Below are 19,612 nucleotides of genomic sequence, written 5' to 3' on the forward strand. Positions count from 1 at the left end.
CTCAGTATCAAGCTACTCAGGGTCGGGCTACAAACGACGTTTTTGAAAAACATGATTCCTTTTAGGAATGAACTCCTGATCGTTAATAGCCATAAAAGCCCTTACATCGGGAATTATTGGAATGACCCGGTGATTTTATTTCGTTTGCGAGCGCGGCCCGATGTTTGTTTGGATAAGGCCATCATGATCACCCGGAGTCAGGGCCAGGCCGATGAGCGAACACATCAGCGAATCCATTTCGTTTGTCCACAACATGACGCTGTCCCACGGCCGCAACGCCGAAGTCTGGGACACCACCGGCAAGCGCTATATCGACTTTGTCGGCGGCATCGGGGTGCTCAATCTGGGGCACTGCAACCCGCAGGTGGTCACGGCCATTCAGGATCAGGCGGCAAAGCTGACCCACTATTGCTTTAACGCCACGCCTCATGACCCGTATATCCGCTTCATGCAGCAGCTCACGCAGTTCGTACCGGTCAGTTACCCCCTCAGCGGCATGCTCACCAACAGCGGTGCGGAAGCGGCCGAAAATGCGCTGAAGATCGTACGCGGCGCCACCGGCCGCACGGCGGTCATCGCCTTTGACGGCGGCTTTCATGGCCGAACGCTGGCGACCCTGAACCTCAACGGCAAGGTAGCGCCCTATAAACAGAAAGTCGGCGTGCTGCCCGGTCCGGTCTTTCACATTCCGTTCCCCAGCAAGGACAACGGCGTGTCCACCGAGCAGGCGCTCAAGGCCATGGACCGGCTGTTCAGCGTCGAGATCGACGTCAACGACGTGGGCTGCATCATCTTCGAACCGGTTCAGGGCGAAGGCGGTTTTCTGGCCATGCAGCCGGACTTTGCCCAGGCACTGCGAGCGTTCTGCGATAAACACGGCATCGTGCTGATCGCCGATGAAATCCAGTCCGGCTTCGGCCGTACCGGGCAGCGTTTTGCGTTCAGTCGTCTGGGCATCGAGCCGGATCTGATTCTGCTGGGCAAAAGCATTGCGGGCGGCATCCCGCTGGGCGCGGTGGTAGGTCGCAGGCAGTTGCTGGACAACCTGCCCAAGGGCGGCCTGGGCGGCACGTATTCCGGTAACCCGATCGGCTGCGCAGCGGGCCTCGCGTCACTGGCGCAGATGACCGATGCCAACCTGTCCAGCTGGGGCGAGCAGCAGGAGCACGCTATCGTTTCACGCTATGAAGCCTGGCGGACGAGCAAACTGTCGCCGTATCTGGGCAGGCTGACCGGTGTCGGCTGCATGCGCGGTATCGAACTGATCACGCCGGAGGGCGAGCCCTGCACCCGACAGCTCGCCGAGCTGCTGAGCTTGGCCAGGGACGCCGGGCTGCTGCTGATGCCCAGCGGCAAGTCGCGGCACATCATCCGCCTGCTGATCCCGCTGACCATCGAGCCCGACGTGCTGCACGAAGGGCTGGATATTTTCGAGCGCTGCCTGGCAGCGCTGGCTTGAACCCGTACGGAGAAAACACCCTGATGAGCACAGCACGCTTTGCCGACCCGGACCAGATCCGCGCGGGCTTTTCTCGCGCCATGTCGCAGATGTACAAGCACGAAGTGCCGCTGTACGGCACGCTGATGGCGCTGGTGAGTGAAGTCAACGAACAGGTCATGAACCATGACAGCAGCGTGCTGGACAGTTTGCGCCAGACCGGTGAAATCCAGCGCCTGGATATGGAACGGCACGGTGCAATCCGCGTCGGCACGGCACAGGAACTGGCCACCCTCGCCCGCCTGTTCGCGGTCATGGGCATGCAGCCGGTGGGTTACTACGACCTGAGCGCGGCCGGCGTGCCGGTTCACTCCACCGCCTTTCGCGCCGTGCATGAGCAGGCGCTGCAGGTCAGTCCATTTCGCGTGTTCACCTCGTTGCTGCGTCTGGAACTGATCGAAAGCGACAGCCTGCGTGAGTTCGCCGGTCAGGTGCTGGGCAAACGCAGTATCTTCACGCCCGGCGCCCTGGCGTTGATCGACAAGCATGAAGCAGACGGCGGCTTGAGCGAAACCGATGCGGCCGAGTTCATTCAGCAGGCGCTGGAAACCTTTCGCTGGCACAACATGGCGACCGTTTCGCTGGACGACTACCAGAAGCTGAACACTCAGCATCGCCTGATCGCCGATGTGGTGGCGTTTCGAGGTCCGCACATCAACCACCTGACGCCACGCACGCTGGACATTGATGCGGTTCAGGCCGGTATGCCCGGCAAAGGCATCACACCGAAGGCGGTGGTCGAGGGGCCGCCACGTCGCCAGTGCCCGATTCTGCTGCGCCAGACCAGCTTCAAGGCGCTGGAAGAACCGATTGCCTTCATGGGCCAGGGTGGCAGTCAGTCGGGTAGCCACTCGGCACGCTTCGGCGAGATCGAACAGCGTGGCGCTGCACTGACCCCCAAAGGTCGCGAGCTGTATGACCGGCTGCTGAACGAGGCCCGAGACGCGCTGGGTGAGTTCCCCAATGAGGCGAATGCCCTGCGCTATGCCGAGCTGCTGGAAAACACGTTCGAGGCGTTTCCGGACAGCCACGCTGAAATGCGCAGGCAGGGCCTGGCCTACTTCCGCTATTTCCCGACCGAATCAGGTATTGCCGAGCGTGCATCCGGCAGTCTGGAGCAGCTTGTCGAAGCAGGTCACGTGCGCTTCGAGCCACTGGTGTACGAAGACTTTTTGCCGGTCAGTGCGGCGGGCATTTTCCAGTCCAACCTGGGCGATAACGCACAGGCGCACTACGCGACGAATTCGAATCAGCAGGATTTCGAGCAGGCACTGGGACGCGGGACGCTCAACGAACTGGACCTGTATGCCGACACCCAGCGGCGCTCACTGGAGGAATGCGCCAGGGCGCTGGAACTGAGCAGTCCCGCCTACTGATTAGTGAGAGCGACAGGGGCTGCACGATAGTTGAGATCATCGTTCCTCACGCTCCGCGTGGGAATGCAGGTCTCGACGCTCTGCGTCGCAAAGAGGACGCGGAGCGTCCGGAACGGCATGACGACGCGGAGCGTCGCACGATAATCGGATTGTCCGTGCATATCGACGCAGAGCTTCGGCACGGAGTTGAGACTATCGTTCCTCACGCTCCGCGTGGGAATGCAGGTCTCGACGCTCTGCGTCGCCAAGAGGACGCGGAGCGTCCAGAACGGCATGACGACGCGGAGCGTCGGCACGATAGCCAACATCGTCTTCGCGAACGAGTTCGCTCCTACGGCCTTCGGCCAGAATCAAAAGCGGACTTGTGCATAATGATGAGCGCTCTGCGTCACATTCCCTTAGCGTTCTGCGTTCTGTTTAAAGCAACGATAAATAAAATTCGCAATATTGGTGTGCAACCTCGTGCTATGCATACTGCGGTTGCGTGTGGACAGCAAAGTGCCGTATTCAAAGGCTCATCCCTTCAAATAGCGCACCCGGTGATCCCCTTGCAAAGGCTCGAAGCAGCCTGGGTCTGGATCACATTCAGACCTCATAAAAATACCTGGCCGGATAACGGTCTCCATGACTTCATGGACTTTTCAACGCTGCCCTGGCGCTTCACCGCGCCGACCTGAAAAACAGAATAACGATTGATAAGGCCTGAAAAAGGCCATTCAGCAGGCAAGGGGATCATCATGCAAAACTCACACGCTGCAGTGTCGGGTGACAATCAGGCCGTTTCATCGACGGTGAAACTGTATGTCTGGGCCGCCATTATCCTCATCATTGCCGAAATGATCGGTGCCATCAGTATCCCGCTGGGCCCCGGCAAAGTGGTGCTGTTACCGATGGTCTGGGCGCTGCTGCTGGGCGCGATGATCGGCCTTGCCAGTCGCCGTATGCCAGGCACCATTGGCATCGACCAGGGTACGCAATTGCGCTCGGCCTCCATCCTGCAACCTGCCCTGCTGATTTTCATCGCCAAGCTCGGCCTGGTGGTCGGCGGCTCGCTGCCGGTGGTGTTCGCTTCCGGATGGGCGCTGATGTTTCAGGAGTTCGGCCACTTCGTCGGCACCGTGGTGCTCGGTCTGCCGGTGGCGTTGATGCTCGGTATCAAGCGCGAAGCCATCGGTGCGACCTTCTCGGTCGGCCGTGAACCAAGCCTGGCAATCATCGGCGAACGCTATGGCATGGACTCTCCGGAGGGTCGCGGTGTATTGGCCGAATACCTGACGGGCACCCTGTTCGGCGCGCTGTTCATTGCGATTGTCGCCGGGTTTATCGCCAGCCTGGGGATCTTCCATCCCAACTCGCTGGCGATGGGCTCAGGCATCGGCTCGGGCAGCATGATGGCCGCCGCTGCCGGGGCGATTGCCGCGCAACAGACACCGGAAGTCGCCAAGGAAGTCATGACTCTGGCGGCAGCCTCGAACCTGATCACCACCACCGTCGGCACCTACTTCACCCTGTTCATCTCCCTGCCACTGGCGGTCTGGGGCTACCGTGTGCTCGAGCCGCTGATCGGCCGCACCACCAAGGCGTCCATGAGCGAGGAAGGTCTGCGCCACAGCGACGTGTCGCTGGAGGTGCCGGAGCTGGGCTGGTCGGGCAAGATCAGTGCCTGGCTGGCGGCGGGTGCACTGGCGCTGATTGCCAACTATGTCGGCTACAAGACCCTGTCAGCCGATGCCCTCACCGGCATGGGCATCATGATTTTCTGCGCCTTCGCGGGTGAGGTGCTGTGCAACCTGCTTCGCCGCAAGATCCCCGCGGTGTGCATGGTGTCGCTGGTAGCAATGTTCCTGACGTCGCCGGCCTGCCCCTGGGCCGCCGAGATTGCGCGAATCACCAGCTCGATCAACCTGCTGGCGGTCATTACCCCGATGCTGACCTTCGCCGGCCTGTCGATTGCCAAGGACCTCCCGGCCTTCCGCCGCCTGGGCTGGCGGATTGTGCTGGTGTCGTTCCTGGCCAACTTCGGTACGTTCATTGGCGCGGTATTGATCGCCGAGCTGTTTCATTGATTCGCACCGAATGATCCGGATCGAATCAGCCCAGCGCCTCGTTCACCAGCCAGTCATGAACTGCGCGACGTGACGGGGTGCTGAGCGCCCCTTCGCGATAGGCCAGCACGTATTTCTTTCTGGCCTTGATCGGATGGCCGAACGGCACGATCAGCAAGCCCTGCTCCAGCTCATCGGTGATCAGCGCCTTGCGCGCAATGGCCACGCCCATCCCCATACGCGCGGCGTCGATGGTCAGATGATTACGATTGAACGTGTGGCCGCGACGCACATCGATGCCATCGGCACCGATGGCCGTCAGGTAGAACTCCCACTCCGCATATTCATAGCTGCCGCGCCAGGCGGTGATGTCGTGCAGCAACGGGAAGTGCACCAGCTGACTCGGCGTATCCAGCGGCGGCTTGCCCACCAGCAGGTCAGGCGAGCAGACCGCAAACAGCTCCTCCTCCAGCAAGGGCGTAGTCGACAACCCCGGATAGCTGCCGTCGTTCAGGTCGATGGCCAGATCGAAATCGTCATCACGCAACGACCCGCTGCTGTCCTCGGCAATGATCCGCAACTGGATGTCCGGAAACGCTGCCTGCAAGCGTGGCAGGCGCGGCATCAGCCATTTGCTCAGGAATGATGGAATGCAGCGCAGCTTGAACACCCCGCCGATACGCCCGGAATACAGCAGGCGCAGTTCTTCGCTGATACGGCTCTGCACTTCGTTGGCGACCACCGCCAGACGCTGACCTTCCGCGGTCAGCTCAAGCCCGCGCCCGACCCGGTGAAACAGCGCAAAGCCCAGGCGCTCCTCGAGCTGGCGCATCTGCTGACTGATCGCGCCGGGGGTGACGTGCAATTCTTCCGCGCAGCGGGTGAAGGACAGGTGACGGGCCGCGCAGGCGAACACCTGTAGCCAGGCGTGCATCTGTGCGTTGAAGATTCTGCTCATTGAAGAGTTCCGCTAAAGCGTTGCATAGCAACAATCGTTTGTCGTTTCGACAGCCGAAGCCAAAGATGAGTAACAGAAAAAGGGGAATACCAAATTCCCGTGCATCATCTCACCTGAAGGACCTTCGTGATGGCTATCAGCGTCTTCGACATGTTCAAAATCGGCATCGGGCCGTCCAGTTCCCACACCGTAGGGCCAATGCGCGCCGGTGCGCTGTTCGTGACCGAGCTGCGCAACCACAACCGGTTGCACAGCGTAGAACGGATCGAGGTGCGATTGTACGGTTCTCTGTCGGCCACGGGCATCGGTCACGGCAGCGATCGCGCAACAGTCATGGGCCTGATGGGTGAGTGGCCGGATCAGATCGACCCTAGCCAGGTCAACCAGCGCATCGACGCACTGCGTGCCGATAACCAGCTGATGCTGGCGGGCGAACAGGCCATCACCTTCGTCTGGGAGCGGGACATGTGCCTGCTCGATGAAAGCCTCCCCTACCACCCCAACGGCATGACCCTGTGTGCCTACGGCAAGAACGGCGAACTTTACGAGCAGACCTACTATTCGGTGGGCGGCGGTTTTGTGATCGACGCCGAACAGGCCGCCAGCGGCGTGCTGGACAACGACACAACCGTCCTGCCCTATGATTTTTTCAGCGGCGCGCAGTTGCTCAAGCTGTGCAAGACCCACGGCATGAGCATTTCCGAACTGATGATGGCCAACGAGAAGGTCTGGCGCAGCGAGGAAGAAATCCGCGAGAAGATCATGGTGATCTGGGCCGCGATGCGCGCCTGCGTCGACAAGGGCCTGGTGGAAACCGGCATCCTGCCCGGTGGCCTGAACGTGCGGCGGCGTGCCTACCGCCTGCATCAGAACCTGCAGAACCTCGATAACCCCAACGTGATCGGCTCGACGCTGAGCGCCATGGAATGGGTCAACCTTTTCGCCCTCGCGGTCAACGAAGAAAACGCCGCAGGCGGGCGCATGGTGACGGCGCCCACCAACGGCGCGGCTGGCATCGTACCCGCCGTGCTGCACTACTTCATGAAATTCAAACCCACGGCCAATGACGATGACGTGGTGCGCTTTTTCCTGAGCGCCGCTGCGGTCGGCATTCTGTGCAAGAAAAACGCCTCGATTTCCGGTGCCGAAGTCGGTTGTCAGGGTGAGGTAGGATCGGCCTGCGCGATGGCCGCCGCCGGTCTGGCAGAGATCCTCGGCGCAACGCCCGAGCAGGTGGAGAACGCTGCCGAGATTGGCCTGGAGCATAATCTGGGGCTGACCTGCGATCCTGTCGGCGGGCTGGTGCAGATCCCCTGCATCGAGCGCAACGCGATTGCTGCCGTGAAGGCCATCAATGCCGCCCAGATGGCCCTGCGCGGCGACGGCGAGCATCACATCTCGCTGGACCACGCCATCCGCACCATGCGCGACACCGGCGCCGACATGCACGACAAATACAAGGAAACCTCACGCGGCGGCCTGGCGGTCAACCTGATCGAGTGCTGATGGGCGCAGGCGTTTACTGATTCAACAGTGTCGAGCCCGAATAGAAGATCCCGCCCAGCGCGATCAGCAGCAAGGTCACGCTGGAGGCGACTTCGATCTTGCGCTTGTACTTCAAGGCCAGTTTCTGGCGCATCAGGAAGATATAGGCGAACAGGATAGACAGATCAATGATGATCCACAGCAACGACAACAAGGCGATGCTGCCCTTGAACGATTCGGTGACGTGAATGAACTGCGGGAAAAACGAGACGAAGAAGATGATGTCCTTCGGATTGGAAATTCCGACCAGAAAACCGGTCACCAGCCCGCTGTGCCTGCTATGCGCAGGCATCGGCGCTGGCGCTGTTTCAGGCCGCGACGGGGCGTAACGCAACGCCTGTTCCAGCGCCTGCACCGACAGGTAAGCGATGAAGAAACAGCCCACCAGGCTGATCCAGTTGAGCATGCTTACGCTCACCGACAGTGTTCCCGTCAGAATCAATGCCGCGACCAACACCAGCACCAGTGACGCCCAGTTGGTGCCCAGCGCCGTCAACATCGCGCGTTTCGGCCCGCACGCCAGGCTGGTGTTGACGATCAGTGCCACCACCGGACCAGGGGTGATGATCAGCATGAACACGCTGAACATGTAGATCAGCAGCAACGATATATCCATGGGTACTCAACGCTCGTTCAAATGGTCAGTCTTGTCGACTTTGATGTGCAGAGGACAACGGGACAGTGAAAGCCCGCCTTCTTCATACAGTTGATATTGCTTCCATTCCAGGCTGCTACGGTCGCCGAAAAAACCCAGCGTGTCGGGTACCACGCCGTTGTTGTAATCGGCGATTCGCTGGCGAATCTTTTCCCTGACCTTGCGACCACTTTCCGTCTCGGCGCTTGCCACCTCGTCAAAGTTCTCCCGAGGGTTGACCACAAACACAATGTGCCCACCCAGCGAACGGCTTTTCATCGCGCTGTGACGGGGAAAGCTCATGTTGATGAACATCGGCAGTCCGGCGAAGTGATAGGTCCACTCGAACACTTCAGGGTCTGTGCAGGCGTTGGCCGGCCAGGGTGATCGGTCACCTTCATGTAAATGTTGCAGGGTGGCCCAGGCATAGGCCTGTTCTTCGGCCAGGCTGTTGAAATCGGTTTTCTCGAAAATGACAATCAACGGGTTGAACAGGCGATCTTCAAGTGGTGTGTCATTAACGAACTTCACGTACGCTTCCATGCCGTCACGTAGCGCTTGTTGCTCATTCTCACAGGGGATGAACAGCAGCAGACAACTTCCGGACTTGTTGGCACGGCGTCCAAACAGACAAGGGAAGCCCTTGTCACTCAGCACCTGCTCGAACTGCCTGTAAGCCTGAACCCGCCAGCCCATTTCCAGGGCGGTGTCACTTTCCAGCAAATGTCTTACAACAGATTGGCGCAACAGCTTTTCGGACTTGGGCAGCATATTCCCTCACGCACGCAGCAGATAAGAACACCGCCTTATTGTTTGATTTTTACGACAGTGGACGAGCCGGCGATTCTGACCGGAGACGCGTGCGCGGAAAAATGGAAAAAGGTGTAACCTACTATGACAAATAATCATGATTAGTTATCACATGACTGAACGTATACCGCCTCTTTACGCGCTGAGAGCCTTTGAAGTAGCGGCCCGATCATGCTCATTTACGCGTGCTGCGCAGGAGCTATCTCTTACCCAGAGTGCCATCAGCCGTCATATTCGTACCCTGGAAGAAACCCTTGGCTGTCGATTGTTCGAGCGCAATGGCCCGCGGCTTTCGCTCAGTGACGAGGGCCGGAGGCTGTCCAGCCAGCTCAAGATCGGCTTCCGGATTATCGAGGACGCTTGCCAGCCCTTCCGGGGTCAGGGCGCGAATCTGCGCCTCAAATCACCGTCCACCCTGACCATGCGCTGGCTGCTGCACGCGCTGGAGTCCTTCAAAAAGCCTGCGCCCGCCCTGCCGGTTCAGCTGTCCAGCGTGTGGATGGACTTTGATAGCGTGGACTTCTATTCGGAGCCTTTCGACTGCGCGATTCTGCTGGGCAATGGCAACTTTGGTGCCGAGGTGGAAACCTGCAAGCTGTTCGATGAGTGGCTGATCCCGATCTGCTCGGCAGACACGTTAGGCGACCAGCCGTGGGGAACAGAGAGGCTGCAGGCCGCTGAACTTATCCATCCGTCCAGCGACCGCCGCGACTGGCGGCGCTGGCTGAACCGGATGGACCTCTCCGGTCAGGTGACGTTGAGCAAAGGCAAGGTGTTCGACACGCTTGATCAGGGCATTACCGCCGCGGTCAGAGGGCACGGTGTGTCGATTGGCGATCTGTTTCTAGTCGCTGATGACCTGAACGAAGGCCAGGTTTTTCTGCCGTTCAACTCGGCGGTTGGCACCGGAGATGCCTATTACCTGGTCTGGCTGCAGGACAGCTTCAAGCGCCAGCGAGTACTGGAACTGCGCGACCACCTGCTGACCTGCCTGCCGGACATATCCGGTATTGCAGTGGAATTGCTCGCGGCACCTTGACGGAGTCCGTTCCCGGTGGGAGTGAGCTTGCTCACGAAGAGGCCAGTAAATCCCATAAAAAAGGGCGTCTGGACCATTGCTTTCGTGAGCAAGCTCACTCCTACGACATATGTATGCGAGCCATTCAACTCAGCGGCAAACACTGCTCCACCAGCGAGGTCCAGACCGCAACGCCGGGCTCAATCACTTGGTCGTTGAAGTCGTAGTACGGATTGTGCAACGCCGCCGACGGCTTCTCGCCGTCGACGCCCATCCAGATGTAGGCACCCGGACAGGCATGCAGCATGAAGGCGAAGTCTTCGGAGGCCATCGACGGGTTGCAGCCCCACTGCACGTTGGCCTCGCCGACTGCGGCGACTGCTGCACGACGGATCGTGGCTGCTGCTTCGACGTGGTTTTCGGTCACCGGGTAGCCGACGTTGTAAACCAGTTCGCCGCGCACGCCGAAGGCCGTCGGCAAACGCTCGACGAACTCGCCGATCAATCGCTGGACCTTTTCCCGCACAGGGGTTTGCAGGCAACGCACGGTGCCACGCAGCGTGGCGGTTTCCGGGATCACGTTGATCGCCTCACCGGCATTGAACTGAGTGATGCTGACCACCGCCGAGTCGAGCGGTGACAGGCGCCGGGAGACAATGGTTTGCAGCCCCAGCACCAGCTCGGCTGCGGCCACGATCGGATCATTGCCCTTGTCCGGCATGGCCGCGTGGCTGCCCTTGCCGGTCAGGGTGATTTCAAAGGTGTCGAGCGAGGCCATCATCGGACCCGGATTGATCACCACTTTGCCCGCCGGCACGCCCGGCCAGTTGTGCAGGCCGTAGATGGCTTCCATCGGAAAGCGCTCGAACAGCCCGTCTTCGATCATTCGCTGTGCGCCGCCGAGGTTCTCTTCGGCAGGCTGGAAGACGAAATGCACCGTGCCGCGAAAGCGGCGAGTCTCGGCCAGATGCCTGGCGGTGGCCAGCAGGATCGCGGTGTGGCCATCGTGACCGCAGGCGTGCATGCAGCCCTTGTGGGTCGACTTGTGAACGCTGTCGCCCAGCTCCTGAATCGGCAAGGCATCCATGTCGGCACGCAGGCCGATGGTCGGCCCGTCACCATTACGCAGGGTGCCAACCACGCCAGTGCCGCCCAGACCACGGTGGATCTCGATGCCGAAACCGCTCAGCAGCTCAGCCACCTTGTCAGAGGTTTTCAGCTCCTGAAACCCCAGTTCCGGCGCGGCGTGAAGGGTGCGGCGCCACACGGTGGCTTCGTCAATCAACGTCTTTGAAATGGACATGTGCTTACTCCAGACTCGCGCCATAGCCAAAGCTGGCGGCTGGCTTGGCGGCGGTTTCGACCCAGACGCTTTTCACTTCACTGTACTCGCGCAGGGCATCCAGACCGGAAGACCGGCCATGACCACTCTCACCATAGCCGCCGAACGGCGAACTGACGTGAATCGTCTTGTAACCGTTGACCCAGAAGGTCCCCGCTCGCACTTGCTTTGCAACGCGGTGAGCGCGGCCGACATCGCGGGTCCAGACACCACCGGCCAAACCGAAACGACTGTCGTTGGCGATGCGGATCGCGTCCTCTTCGTCCTTGAATGGAATCGCCACTACCACCGGGCCGAAGATTTCTTCCTGCGCGCAATACAGCGCGTTGGTGCCCGCCAGAACGGTCGGGTTGATGTAGTAACCGGGCTTTTCCGGGATCGGATCAGCGTGCTCGCCCACCAGTTTTGCGCCGTCCTTGAGCGCCTGCTCGACCATGTTTTTCACATGACTGTATTGCTTGGCGTTGTTGATCGGGCCGATCTGGGTTTCCGGATCGCTCGGGTCACCGACCTTGAACTGCGTCGCAGCCACCGCCAGGGCATTGGTGAACTTCTCGAAGATCGACTCCTGCACCAACAGGCGCGAACCGGAAACACAGCTCTGCCCGGCACCGGAGAAGATCGCAGCCTGGGCACCGCGCAAGGCGACTTCCAGGTCGGCATCGTCGAACACGATATTGGCCGACTTGCCGCCCAGTTCCAGCACCGCAGGAATGCAACGCTGCGCCGCTGCCACAGCGATATGCCGGCCAGTGGCGGGTGAGCCGACGAACACCACCTTGCGAATGTCAGCCTTGGCAATGAACGCCTGGCCGATGGAATGACCGAAACCGGCAATCACGTTGACCAGCCCTTTCGGCACGCCGGCACGCTCGATCAGCACGCCGACCATCAGCGAGCTGAGCGGGGTCAGTTCCGACGGTTTGAGAATGACCGCGTTGCCCGCTGCAATCGCCGGGGCGATCTGCCAGCCGCAGGTGAAGATCGGCGCATTCCAGGGCGTAATCTGCAACACCGTGCCCAGTGGTTCGTAGGTCACATAGTTCAGGTGCGTGGTCGGCACCGGGATGACTTCGCCGTGCAGCTTGTCCGCCCAACCGGCGTAATACTCGAACATCTCGGCCACTTTGAGCACTTCGACACGCGCATCGCGGATCGGCTTGTTGGCGGTCAGGGATTCAATCTGAGCGAGGTTTTCCAGCTCGTCACGAATCAGATTGCCCACCTGATACATGGCGCGGCCACGCGCCTGAGCGGTCAGTGCCCACCATTGTTGTTGTGCAGCCCTGGCGGCCTTGTCGGCCACTTCGACCAACGACTCGTCGGCATCCGGGAAACTCAGCAACAGGCTGTCGTCATGGGCATTGCGCACTTCGACGGGCGCCCCGTGACCTTCGATGAACTGGCCACCTACGTAGCTGGCGATGACACTGCGATCGCCCCAGTAAGGACGCATCAGTTCGAGGATTTTTGCAGTGCTCATCGCTTATTCTCCATGACCGTAAAGTTTGCCATCGGTGCGTTGCACGATGGCGCAGAAGTCTTCATTGTCCGCCAGGGTTTCACTGCTGGCCTGCCACAATTGTGCGACGACGCGCGACAGCGGCAGGTCCATGTCCAGGCTGTCCGCCAGATCGCTGGCCAGGCCAACGTCCTTGCGCATCAGGCCCATGGTGAAACCCGAGTCATAGGCCTTGTTGAGTACCCAGGTCGGGAACATCACTTGCGTGGCACCACTGCGTCCGGAACCGGCATTCAGGCCCTGCAGAAGTTTTTCCGGATCGACACCTGCACGCGCGGCCATCGCCACGGCTTCGGCAGTGCTGATCAGGTGACAGGCGGCGAGCATGTTGTTGGCGATCTTGGCGACATTGCCTGCGCCACATTGCCCGACGTGCACGCGTGTCCCGCTCATACCTTCCAGGATTGGCATGGCGCGCGCCAGGTCGGCGTCCTCGGCACCGATGACCATCGACATGGTGCCGGTGGCTGCGCCTTTCGGGCCGCCAGACACCGGCGCGTCGATGAACGCGATGCCGTTCTTCGCCAGTTCGGCGGCGACCTTGCGGCTCATTTCCGGCGTTGACGTCGTGGTATCGACGACGATAAGGCCCTTGCGACCCACCTCGTTGATGCCACCCGCGCCGAGGCACACCGATTCCACATGCTCGGCCTTGGGCAGCGAGAGGATCAGAATGTCCACGCCTTGAATCAGTTGCGTGCGATCGGCAACCGGCTTGACGCCCTTGCTTTCGGCCTGGGCCAGCGCGGCCTGCGACAGGTCGAAGCCGCTGACATCAAAGCCCTTGCCCGCCAGCGTCGCAGCCATGCCGCCGCCCATGTTGCCCAATCCGATCACACCTGCTTTCAAAGTCATGTCTGCATCCCGATCAAAGATTTTGTACGAATTAGAGGATGACGCTGCGGGCCCTTTCGGCCTGCAATGTGCTGATGATTCGAGTATGGACAGCGCTCTCCCCTCTCAGCAATAATCCAAAAATCGAATTTATGTTGCCTTTAGCGCAACACTGGAAGCCCATGAGCCTCGTTCAAGATCGACGCATCCTGTATTTTTTCGAAGCCGTACGATTGGGCAGCGTCCGGGCTGCCGCCGACTTCCTCAACGTTGCGCCTTCGGCGGTCAGCCGTCAGATCGCGCAACTGGAACAGGAGCTGGGCTCTCCACTGCTGGAGCGTCATCGACGCGGCGTCAAACCGACCGAGGCGGGCGACAAGGTGTTGGCCTACTACCGCCAGCGACTGACGCAGCAGGAGGTTCTGCTGGATTCGATTCAGGCTCTGAAAGGCTTGCACAGCGGCTCGGTGACGCTGGTCTCCGGAGAGGGGTTTCTGGAGAGTCTCGCGCAGCCGCTGGCCCGGTTTTCCGAGCTGTACCCCAGGATCGAACTGATCGTGAACGTGTGTGGCAGCAACGAAGTGATTCGCCAGGTGGTCGAGGATGAAGCGCACATCGGCCTGGTCTTCAACCCGGCTGCCGACCCGAAAATCCGCTCGCATGCGCATCAGCGTCAACCGGTCTGTGTGATCACCGCGCCGAATCATCCGCTGGCGGAAGAACCAGGCCCGATAAAGCTGCAGGCACTTGAAGACTATCGTGTCGCCCTGCCCGCAGTGTCTTACGGTATCCGCCAGATTCTGCTGCAAGCCGAGCACCAGTTGGGCATCACTGTGCAGCCGACGCTGACCTGCAGCACTTTCGCCATGCTCAAGCATTTCGCCATGCAGGGTGGCGTCACGCTGCTGCCGACCTTTGTCGTGGAGGAAGAAATAAAGGCCGGAACATTGCGGGCCCTGCCCTTGCAGCATGAGGTGTTCAGCACCCCGCAGACCCACCTGATCAGCCGCCTGGGCCGTCAACTGAGTGTCGGCGCCAACCGCCTGATGGGCATGCTGTTGCAGGATATGACGGCGTTCCGCAACTGACCTACCGTTAGTCCCACGTCGACCAATCGCGCTGAACCAACAAAAATCTCATGGTTCATCTTCAGTAACGGAGCGGAATTCCTGCTGCCATTGAGGATTAACCATGAGAGCCTTGACTTACCACGGTGCGAACAATGTGAAGGTCGACACGGTGCCGGACCCCGTGATCGAGCAAGCGGATGACATCATTCTGCGCGTAACCGCGACGGCTATCTGCGGTTCCGACCTGCACTTGTATCGCGGCAAAATCCCTACGGTTGAACATGGCGACATTTTCGGTCACGAGTTCATGGGCGTCGTGGAAGAAACCGGCTCGGCCGTCACGGCCGTGGCCAAAGGCGATCGCGTGGTGATCCCGTTCGTCATCGCCTGCGGCAGCTGTTTTTTCTGCAACATCGACCTGTTCGCGGCCTGCGAAACCACCAACACCGGACGTGGCGCGATTCTTAACAAAAAGTCGATTCCACCAGGCGCGGCGCTATTCGGCTTCAGCCATCTGTATGGCGGCGTCCCGGGCGGCCAGGCTGAATACGTGCGCGTGCCCAAGGCCAATGTCGGTCCGTTCAAGGTGCCGGGCACGCTGGCTGACGAGAAGGTTCTGTTCCTCTCCGATATTCTCCCCACCGCCTGGCAGGCTGTACTCAACGCCGGGATAGGCCAAGGCTCGACTGTTGCCATTTATGGGGCTGGCCCGGTCGGCCTGATGAGCGCAGCGTGCGCAAAAATGCTCGGTGCGGAGAAGATCTTCATGGTTGATCACCACCCGTACCGTCTGGCCTATGCGCAGAAGACCTACGGCGTGATCCCGATCAACTTCGACGAAGATGATGATCCGGCCGACACGATCATCCGCCAGACTGCTGGCATGCGTGGCGTGGACGGCGTTGTGGATGCGGTGGGTTTCGAGGCCAAGGGCAGCACCACTGAAACCATCCTGGCCACGCTGAAGCTGGAAGGCAGCAGCGGCAAGGCGTTGCGTCAGTGCATCGCGGCGGTAAGACGTGGCGGCGTGGTCAGTGTGCCAGGCGTATATGCCGGTTTCATCCACGGCTTCATGTTCGGCGATGCGTTCGACAAGGGCCTGACCTTCAAGATGGGCCAGACCCACGTGCATCGCTTCATGCCTGAACTGCTGGAACACATTGAGGCCGGCCGCCTGGAGCCCGAAGCTATCATCACGCACCGGATGTCACTGGAAGATGCGGCGAAGGGCTACAAGCTGTTCGACAAGAAGGAAGAGGATTGCCGTAAGGTCATCCTGACGCCCGGCAACAACACGATTGTGGTGCCCGACGACACGACCGAAGCCTTGGTCGGGGGTGGCGTGCCGGCTATGTGAGATACAAGTTCGCTTTTGATTCTGGCCTAAGGCCGCAGGAGCAAACCTGTTCGCGAACGGTATTCAGACGATGAATGTTCATCGTTCATGCCGCCCCTTTCGCGAACACGTTCGCTCCTACGCCCTTCGGGCAGAAGCCATCAACGGCTCAGGTAGGCAAACCGGCCTTTGAACGGTTTGCCGATGGGGTCGGCCAGGTCGCCGTGTTTGCTGGTGGTCAGGCCCAGATCCACCAGCGATTCGGCCAGTTTCACCGCCGCAGCCACGCCGTCGATGACCGGCAGGCCGATCGCTTCGCTCAACTGCCTGCCCAGATCCGCCATCCCGCCGCAACCCAGCACAATGGCTCCCGCCCCTTCGTCATCACGGGCGCGACGGGCTTGTTCGGCCATGCATTCGATGAGCTCCGGCCCGCTTTCCTCCAGCGCCAGCACCGGCAGATCGATACAGCGCACCGATGTGCATAATTCACTGAAGCCATAACGCTGCAGCAGATGTTCGGCGATGATCCGGGTGCGGGTCAGTGTGGTGACCACGGCGAAACGGGTAGAAATCAGGCTGGCCATGTGAAAAGCCGCTTCGGCGATACCGATCACCGGGGCGCTGGCGTACTCGCGTGCCGCCAGCAGGCCGGGGTCGCCGAAACAGGCGATGATGTGCGCGTCGACCTGCTGCTCACGGCCTTTGCGTATTTCTTCCAGCACGCCAAGGGTCGCGATCGCTTCGTCAAAATGACCTTCGATAGACACCGGGCCATCATCGGGGCTGCACGCAAGAATCTGCGTACCGGGGCGCGCAATGGCTTGCGCCGCGAGGCCAATCTTGTGGGTCATGGCTTCGCTGGTGTTGGGGTTGATTACTTGAATACGCACCGGAACTCCTTCAGCGCCGTTTGAAAATGCTATGAAAATCCACTGTCTCGCTGACCGGCGCATCCACATTCAGGCTGGCACGGATGCGCCGTAAATGCTCGGCCATCCATTCACGTGCCTGTTCGCCCTGCCCGCTTTCAAGCAAGGTCAACAAGTCAAGATGCTGGCCACAATCACAGCCGACACTGCGTCGCGAACCATACACCGCCACAATCAACGAAGACCGCGTAGTGAGTTGCGCAACCTGCTCGGTCAACACCTGATTACCCGCCAGCGCGCTCAGTTGCACATGGAAACGCGCCGACAATTGAATCGCTTCGCTGTGGCGCCCGGCGTGTTGCGCCTCATGCTCCTGATCGCAGAGCGCGCGCAGGGCTCGCAGGCACTGACCGGCGACTCGCGTGGCGATATCGGCCATCAGCGCGGGCTCGATCAGTTGCCTGGCACCCAATACATCCTGTGCCTCCTGAGCCGACGGTTGCGCAACCTCTGCGCCGCGCTTGGGGCGCAGGGTCACCAGTCGTTCCAGCGCCAGACGCTGCAAGACCTTGCGAATGCCGGTACGGCTGATCTCGAATACGTCGGCCAAAGCGTCCTCGGGCAAACGCGTCCCCGGAGCGAGCCGATGTTCGACGATAGCTTCCAGTACATGCTGGTAAATCTGTTCATCACGGCCTTTTTCATCGGCAGAAGGCGTGAGAAGCAACGGGGCACTGTCAGATCGGATCATGGTTTCACATCACATTGGCATTACAGATCGTATACAAGAATAGTGCCTGATGCGGAACATGATGAGTAGCGCAATTTAGCAGCGCGCCAAATGGCTCCTCAGTCGAAAACGCATGAATCGCACCGTAAATGAGCAAAAGCGCCCTGTTTACGTGCACTTCAAGCGCAGGTTCGAACCTGTCTGATTTACCCACCCGTCTCGGTACAAGCGCCCTGAAACAAGACTCGCGGCCATTCCAGGCCGAATGATAATCGTATGGCACATGTTTTGCGTACACGATCGTATACAAAAAAATCGCCGATCGTACTCCGATCACGTCACGACACACCGAGGGAGTCACGCAATGACAGATCAACGCCCGGCCGGGTACAGCCCGCGCCTGCACAACCACGATCTGGGGCCGGTGCCGCAGAAGTGGACCTGGTACAACATCCTGGCGTTCTGGATGAGCGACGTGCACAGCGTCGGCGGCTACGTTTTCGCGGCCAGTCTGTTCGCTCTGGGCCTGGCCAGTTGGCAAGTGCTGATCGCGCTGCTGGTGGGGATCTGCATCATTCAAGTGATCGCCAATCTGGTCGCCAAACCCAGTCAGCAAGCCGCCGTGCCCTATCCGGTCATCTGCCGCCTGGCCTTCGGCGTCTTCGGTGCCAACATTCCCGCCATCATTCGCGGGCTGATCGCGGTGGCGTGGTACGGCATTCAAACCTACCTGGCGTCCAGCGCGCTGGTGATCGTGGTGCTGCGTTTCTTCCCGGAACTGGCCGCGTATCAGAATGTGACCTTTCTCGGGCTGTCGTGGCTTGGCTGGTCTGGCTTTCTGGCGTTGTGGGTGGTTCAGGCTGCTGTGTTCTGGACCGGCATGGAGTCGATCAGACGTTTCATCGACTGGGCCGGTCCTGCCGTTTACGCGGTGATGTTCGCGCTGGCAGGCTGGATTGTCTGGCGCGCCGGCTGGGATAACATCAGTTTCACCCTGGCTGAAAAAGAGTTGTCCGGCTGGGCGGCGTTCGGGCAAGTGGTCATGGCCATCGCGCTGGTGGTCTCGTATTTCTCTGGGCCGACGCTGAACTTCGGTGATTTCAGCCGCTATTGCCGCAGCATGGCCGACGTGCGCCGCGGCAATTTCTGGGGTTTGCCGGTGAATTTTCTGGCGTTTTCACTGGTAACGGTGGTGATCGTCTCGGGCACATTGCCGATTTTCGGTGAGATGATCCACGACCCGATCGCGACCGTCGCGCGCATCGATAACACCACGGCCGTGCTGCTCGGCGCCTTTACTTTCGTGACCGCGACGGTCGGTATCAACATCGTCGCCAACTTCGTTTCCCCTGCCTTCGACTTCGCCAACGTGGCGCCCAGCCGCATCAGCTGGCGTGCAGGCGGCATGATCGCTGCCGTAGCGTCGATCTTCATCACCCCCTGGAACCTGTTCAACAACCCGGAAGTGATCCATTACACCCTGGACGTGCTGGCGGCCTGCATCGGCCCGCTGTTCGGCATCCTGCTGGTGGATTACTACCTGATCAAGAAACAGCAGATCGACGTCGACGCTCTGTTCAATGACACGCCAAGCGGTCGTTACTGGTACACCAACGGCGTCAACTGGATCGCGGTCAAGGCACTGCTGCTCACTGCACTGGTCGGTCTGTGCTTCACCTTTGTCGAGTGGTTCAAGCCGATTGCCAACTTCGCCTGGTTTACCGGTTGCATCCTGGGCGGCGCAGTGTTTTATGCGCTAACCCGCTGGTCGCCGGTGCAGGCTGCCAACCTGCCTGCGCCCGTCGGCCAGCATTGAGACGTTCGCAGGACGCTGAATACTTGAATGAAACCAGCGCTTTCAGGTGACTCGCCGAGCCCGGCATGACCTGAAAGCGCTGCCCTGCCTGCTCCGCTGAAAATAGCGCGCACCTCAAATGATATTAATTTAATATCACCCTATCCAGAATCATGGAATGATCGAGTGTTACTGATCGCTCTGTGAGGCATCAGGCACAAAATAGA

Annotated in this window: 17 protein-coding genes; 9 read left to right on the forward strand and 8 right to left on the reverse strand. The window is 60.1% G+C overall.

What is annotated here, in order from left to right:
* Positions 1-211: 211 nt before the first annotated feature.
* The 4 genes from BLR16_RS22155 to BLR16_RS22175 all read left to right on the forward strand — a co-directional run bounded on the left by BLR16_RS22155 (position 212) and on the right by BLR16_RS22175 (position 4,940).
* Positions 212-1,459, forward strand: coding sequence for a 2-aminoadipate transaminase (locus BLR16_RS22155; RefSeq protein WP_074808850.1), 1,248 nt, complete (start codon positions 212-214; stop codon positions 1,457-1,459).
* A gap of 23 nt (positions 1,460-1,482) precedes the next feature.
* Positions 1,483-2,874, forward strand: coding sequence for a 2-oxoadipate dioxygenase/decarboxylase HglS (locus BLR16_RS22160; protein ID WP_054080898.1), 1,392 nt, complete (start codon positions 1,483-1,485; stop codon positions 2,872-2,874).
* 371 nt (positions 2,875-3,245) lie between these two features.
* A complete protein-coding gene (locus tag BLR16_RS22170; RefSeq protein ID WP_129484940.1) occupies positions 3,246-3,551 on the forward strand; it encodes a hypothetical protein in 306 nt (101 codons plus the stop codon).
* Between the two features lie 60 nt (positions 3,552-3,611).
* Positions 3,612-4,940, forward strand: coding sequence for a DUF3100 domain-containing protein (locus tag BLR16_RS22175; protein ID WP_074808852.1), 1,329 nt, complete (start codon positions 3,612-3,614; stop codon positions 4,938-4,940).
* 25 nt (positions 4,941-4,965) lie between these two features.
* On the opposite strand, the gene BLR16_RS22180 is transcribed toward BLR16_RS22175, so the two are convergent.
* Complete coding sequence (locus BLR16_RS22180) at positions 4,966-5,877, reverse strand: LysR substrate-binding domain-containing protein (RefSeq protein WP_003314779.1); 912 nt, start codon at positions 5,875-5,877, stop codon at positions 4,966-4,968.
* A gap of 129 nt (positions 5,878-6,006) precedes the next feature.
* Here BLR16_RS22180 and BLR16_RS22185 point away from each other — a divergent pair, with 129 nt between their 5' ends.
* The gene (locus tag BLR16_RS22185) at positions 6,007-7,383 is read left to right on the forward strand and encodes an L-serine ammonia-lyase (protein ID WP_003369966.1); all 1,377 of its coding nucleotides are present in this window, start codon (positions 6,007-6,009) and stop codon (positions 7,381-7,383) included.
* 13 nt (positions 7,384-7,396) lie between these two features.
* On the opposite strand, the gene BLR16_RS22190 is transcribed toward BLR16_RS22185, so the two are convergent.
* Positions 7,397-8,038: a LysE family translocator gene (locus tag BLR16_RS22190; RefSeq protein WP_074808855.1), complete on the reverse strand. Its 642-nt coding sequence runs from the start codon at positions 8,036-8,038 to the stop codon at positions 7,397-7,399.
* A 6-nt stretch (positions 8,039-8,044) separates the two neighbouring features.
* A complete protein-coding gene (locus BLR16_RS22195; RefSeq protein WP_003434618.1) occupies positions 8,045-8,827 on the reverse strand; it encodes a YqcI/YcgG family protein in 783 nt (260 codons plus the stop codon).
* Between the two features lie 151 nt (positions 8,828-8,978).
* Here BLR16_RS22195 and BLR16_RS22200 point away from each other — a divergent pair, with 151 nt between their 5' ends.
* Complete coding sequence (locus BLR16_RS22200; RefSeq protein WP_032609679.1) at positions 8,979-9,905, forward strand: LysR family transcriptional regulator; 927 nt, start codon at positions 8,979-8,981, stop codon at positions 9,903-9,905.
* A gap of 124 nt (positions 9,906-10,029) precedes the next feature.
* Here BLR16_RS22200 and BLR16_RS22205 read toward each other — a convergent pair whose 3' ends face one another.
* From BLR16_RS22205 to BLR16_RS22215, 3 genes are read right to left on the reverse strand one after another with little or no spacing between them, the layout of a single operon-like run.
* Positions 10,030-11,187: a M20 aminoacylase family protein gene (locus BLR16_RS22205; RefSeq protein WP_065349428.1), complete on the reverse strand. Its 1,158-nt coding sequence runs from the start codon at positions 11,185-11,187 to the stop codon at positions 10,030-10,032.
* 4 nt (positions 11,188-11,191) lie between these two features.
* Complete coding sequence (locus BLR16_RS22210) at positions 11,192-12,709, reverse strand: aldehyde dehydrogenase family protein (protein WP_074808857.1); 1,518 nt, start codon at positions 12,707-12,709, stop codon at positions 11,192-11,194.
* A gap of 3 nt (positions 12,710-12,712) precedes the next feature.
* Positions 12,713-13,603, reverse strand: coding sequence for an NAD(P)-dependent oxidoreductase (locus BLR16_RS22215; protein WP_058397081.1), 891 nt, complete (start codon positions 13,601-13,603; stop codon positions 12,713-12,715).
* Between the two features lie 161 nt (positions 13,604-13,764).
* On the opposite strand from BLR16_RS22215, the gene BLR16_RS22220 reads away from it, so the two are divergent.
* Positions 13,765-14,670 (forward strand): LysR family transcriptional regulator, encoded by a 906-nt coding sequence (locus tag BLR16_RS22220; RefSeq protein WP_003434613.1) that lies wholly within the window; start codon positions 13,765-13,767, stop codon positions 14,668-14,670.
* Between the two features lie 103 nt (positions 14,671-14,773).
* A complete protein-coding gene (locus BLR16_RS22225) occupies positions 14,774-16,009 on the forward strand; it encodes a zinc-dependent alcohol dehydrogenase (protein ID WP_058397082.1) in 1,236 nt (411 codons plus the stop codon).
* A gap of 140 nt (positions 16,010-16,149) precedes the next feature.
* Here BLR16_RS22225 and BLR16_RS22230 read toward each other — a convergent pair whose 3' ends face one another.
* Positions 16,150-16,881 carry an aspartate/glutamate racemase family protein gene (locus tag BLR16_RS22230; RefSeq protein WP_003369945.1) on the reverse strand — a complete coding sequence of 244 codons (732 nt, stop codon included), beginning with the start codon at positions 16,879-16,881 and terminating at the stop codon, positions 16,150-16,152.
* A 10-nt stretch (positions 16,882-16,891) separates the two neighbouring features.
* Entirely contained in the window at positions 16,892-17,611 is a 720-nt protein-coding gene (locus tag BLR16_RS22235) for a GntR family transcriptional regulator (RefSeq protein ID WP_074808872.1), read from the reverse strand.
* A 343-nt stretch (positions 17,612-17,954) separates the two neighbouring features.
* Here BLR16_RS22235 and BLR16_RS22240 point away from each other — a divergent pair, with 343 nt between their 5' ends.
* Positions 17,955-19,406, forward strand: coding sequence for an NCS1 family nucleobase:cation symporter-1 (locus BLR16_RS22240; RefSeq protein WP_074808874.1), 1,452 nt, complete (start codon positions 17,955-17,957; stop codon positions 19,404-19,406).
* The last annotated feature ends 206 nt before the right edge of the window (positions 19,407-19,612 follow it).

The organism is Pseudomonas sp. BS3767, from assembly GCF_900099665.1.
GTDB classification, from domain to species: domain Bacteria; phylum Pseudomonadota; class Gammaproteobacteria; order Pseudomonadales; family Pseudomonadaceae; genus Aquipseudomonas; species Aquipseudomonas cerasi.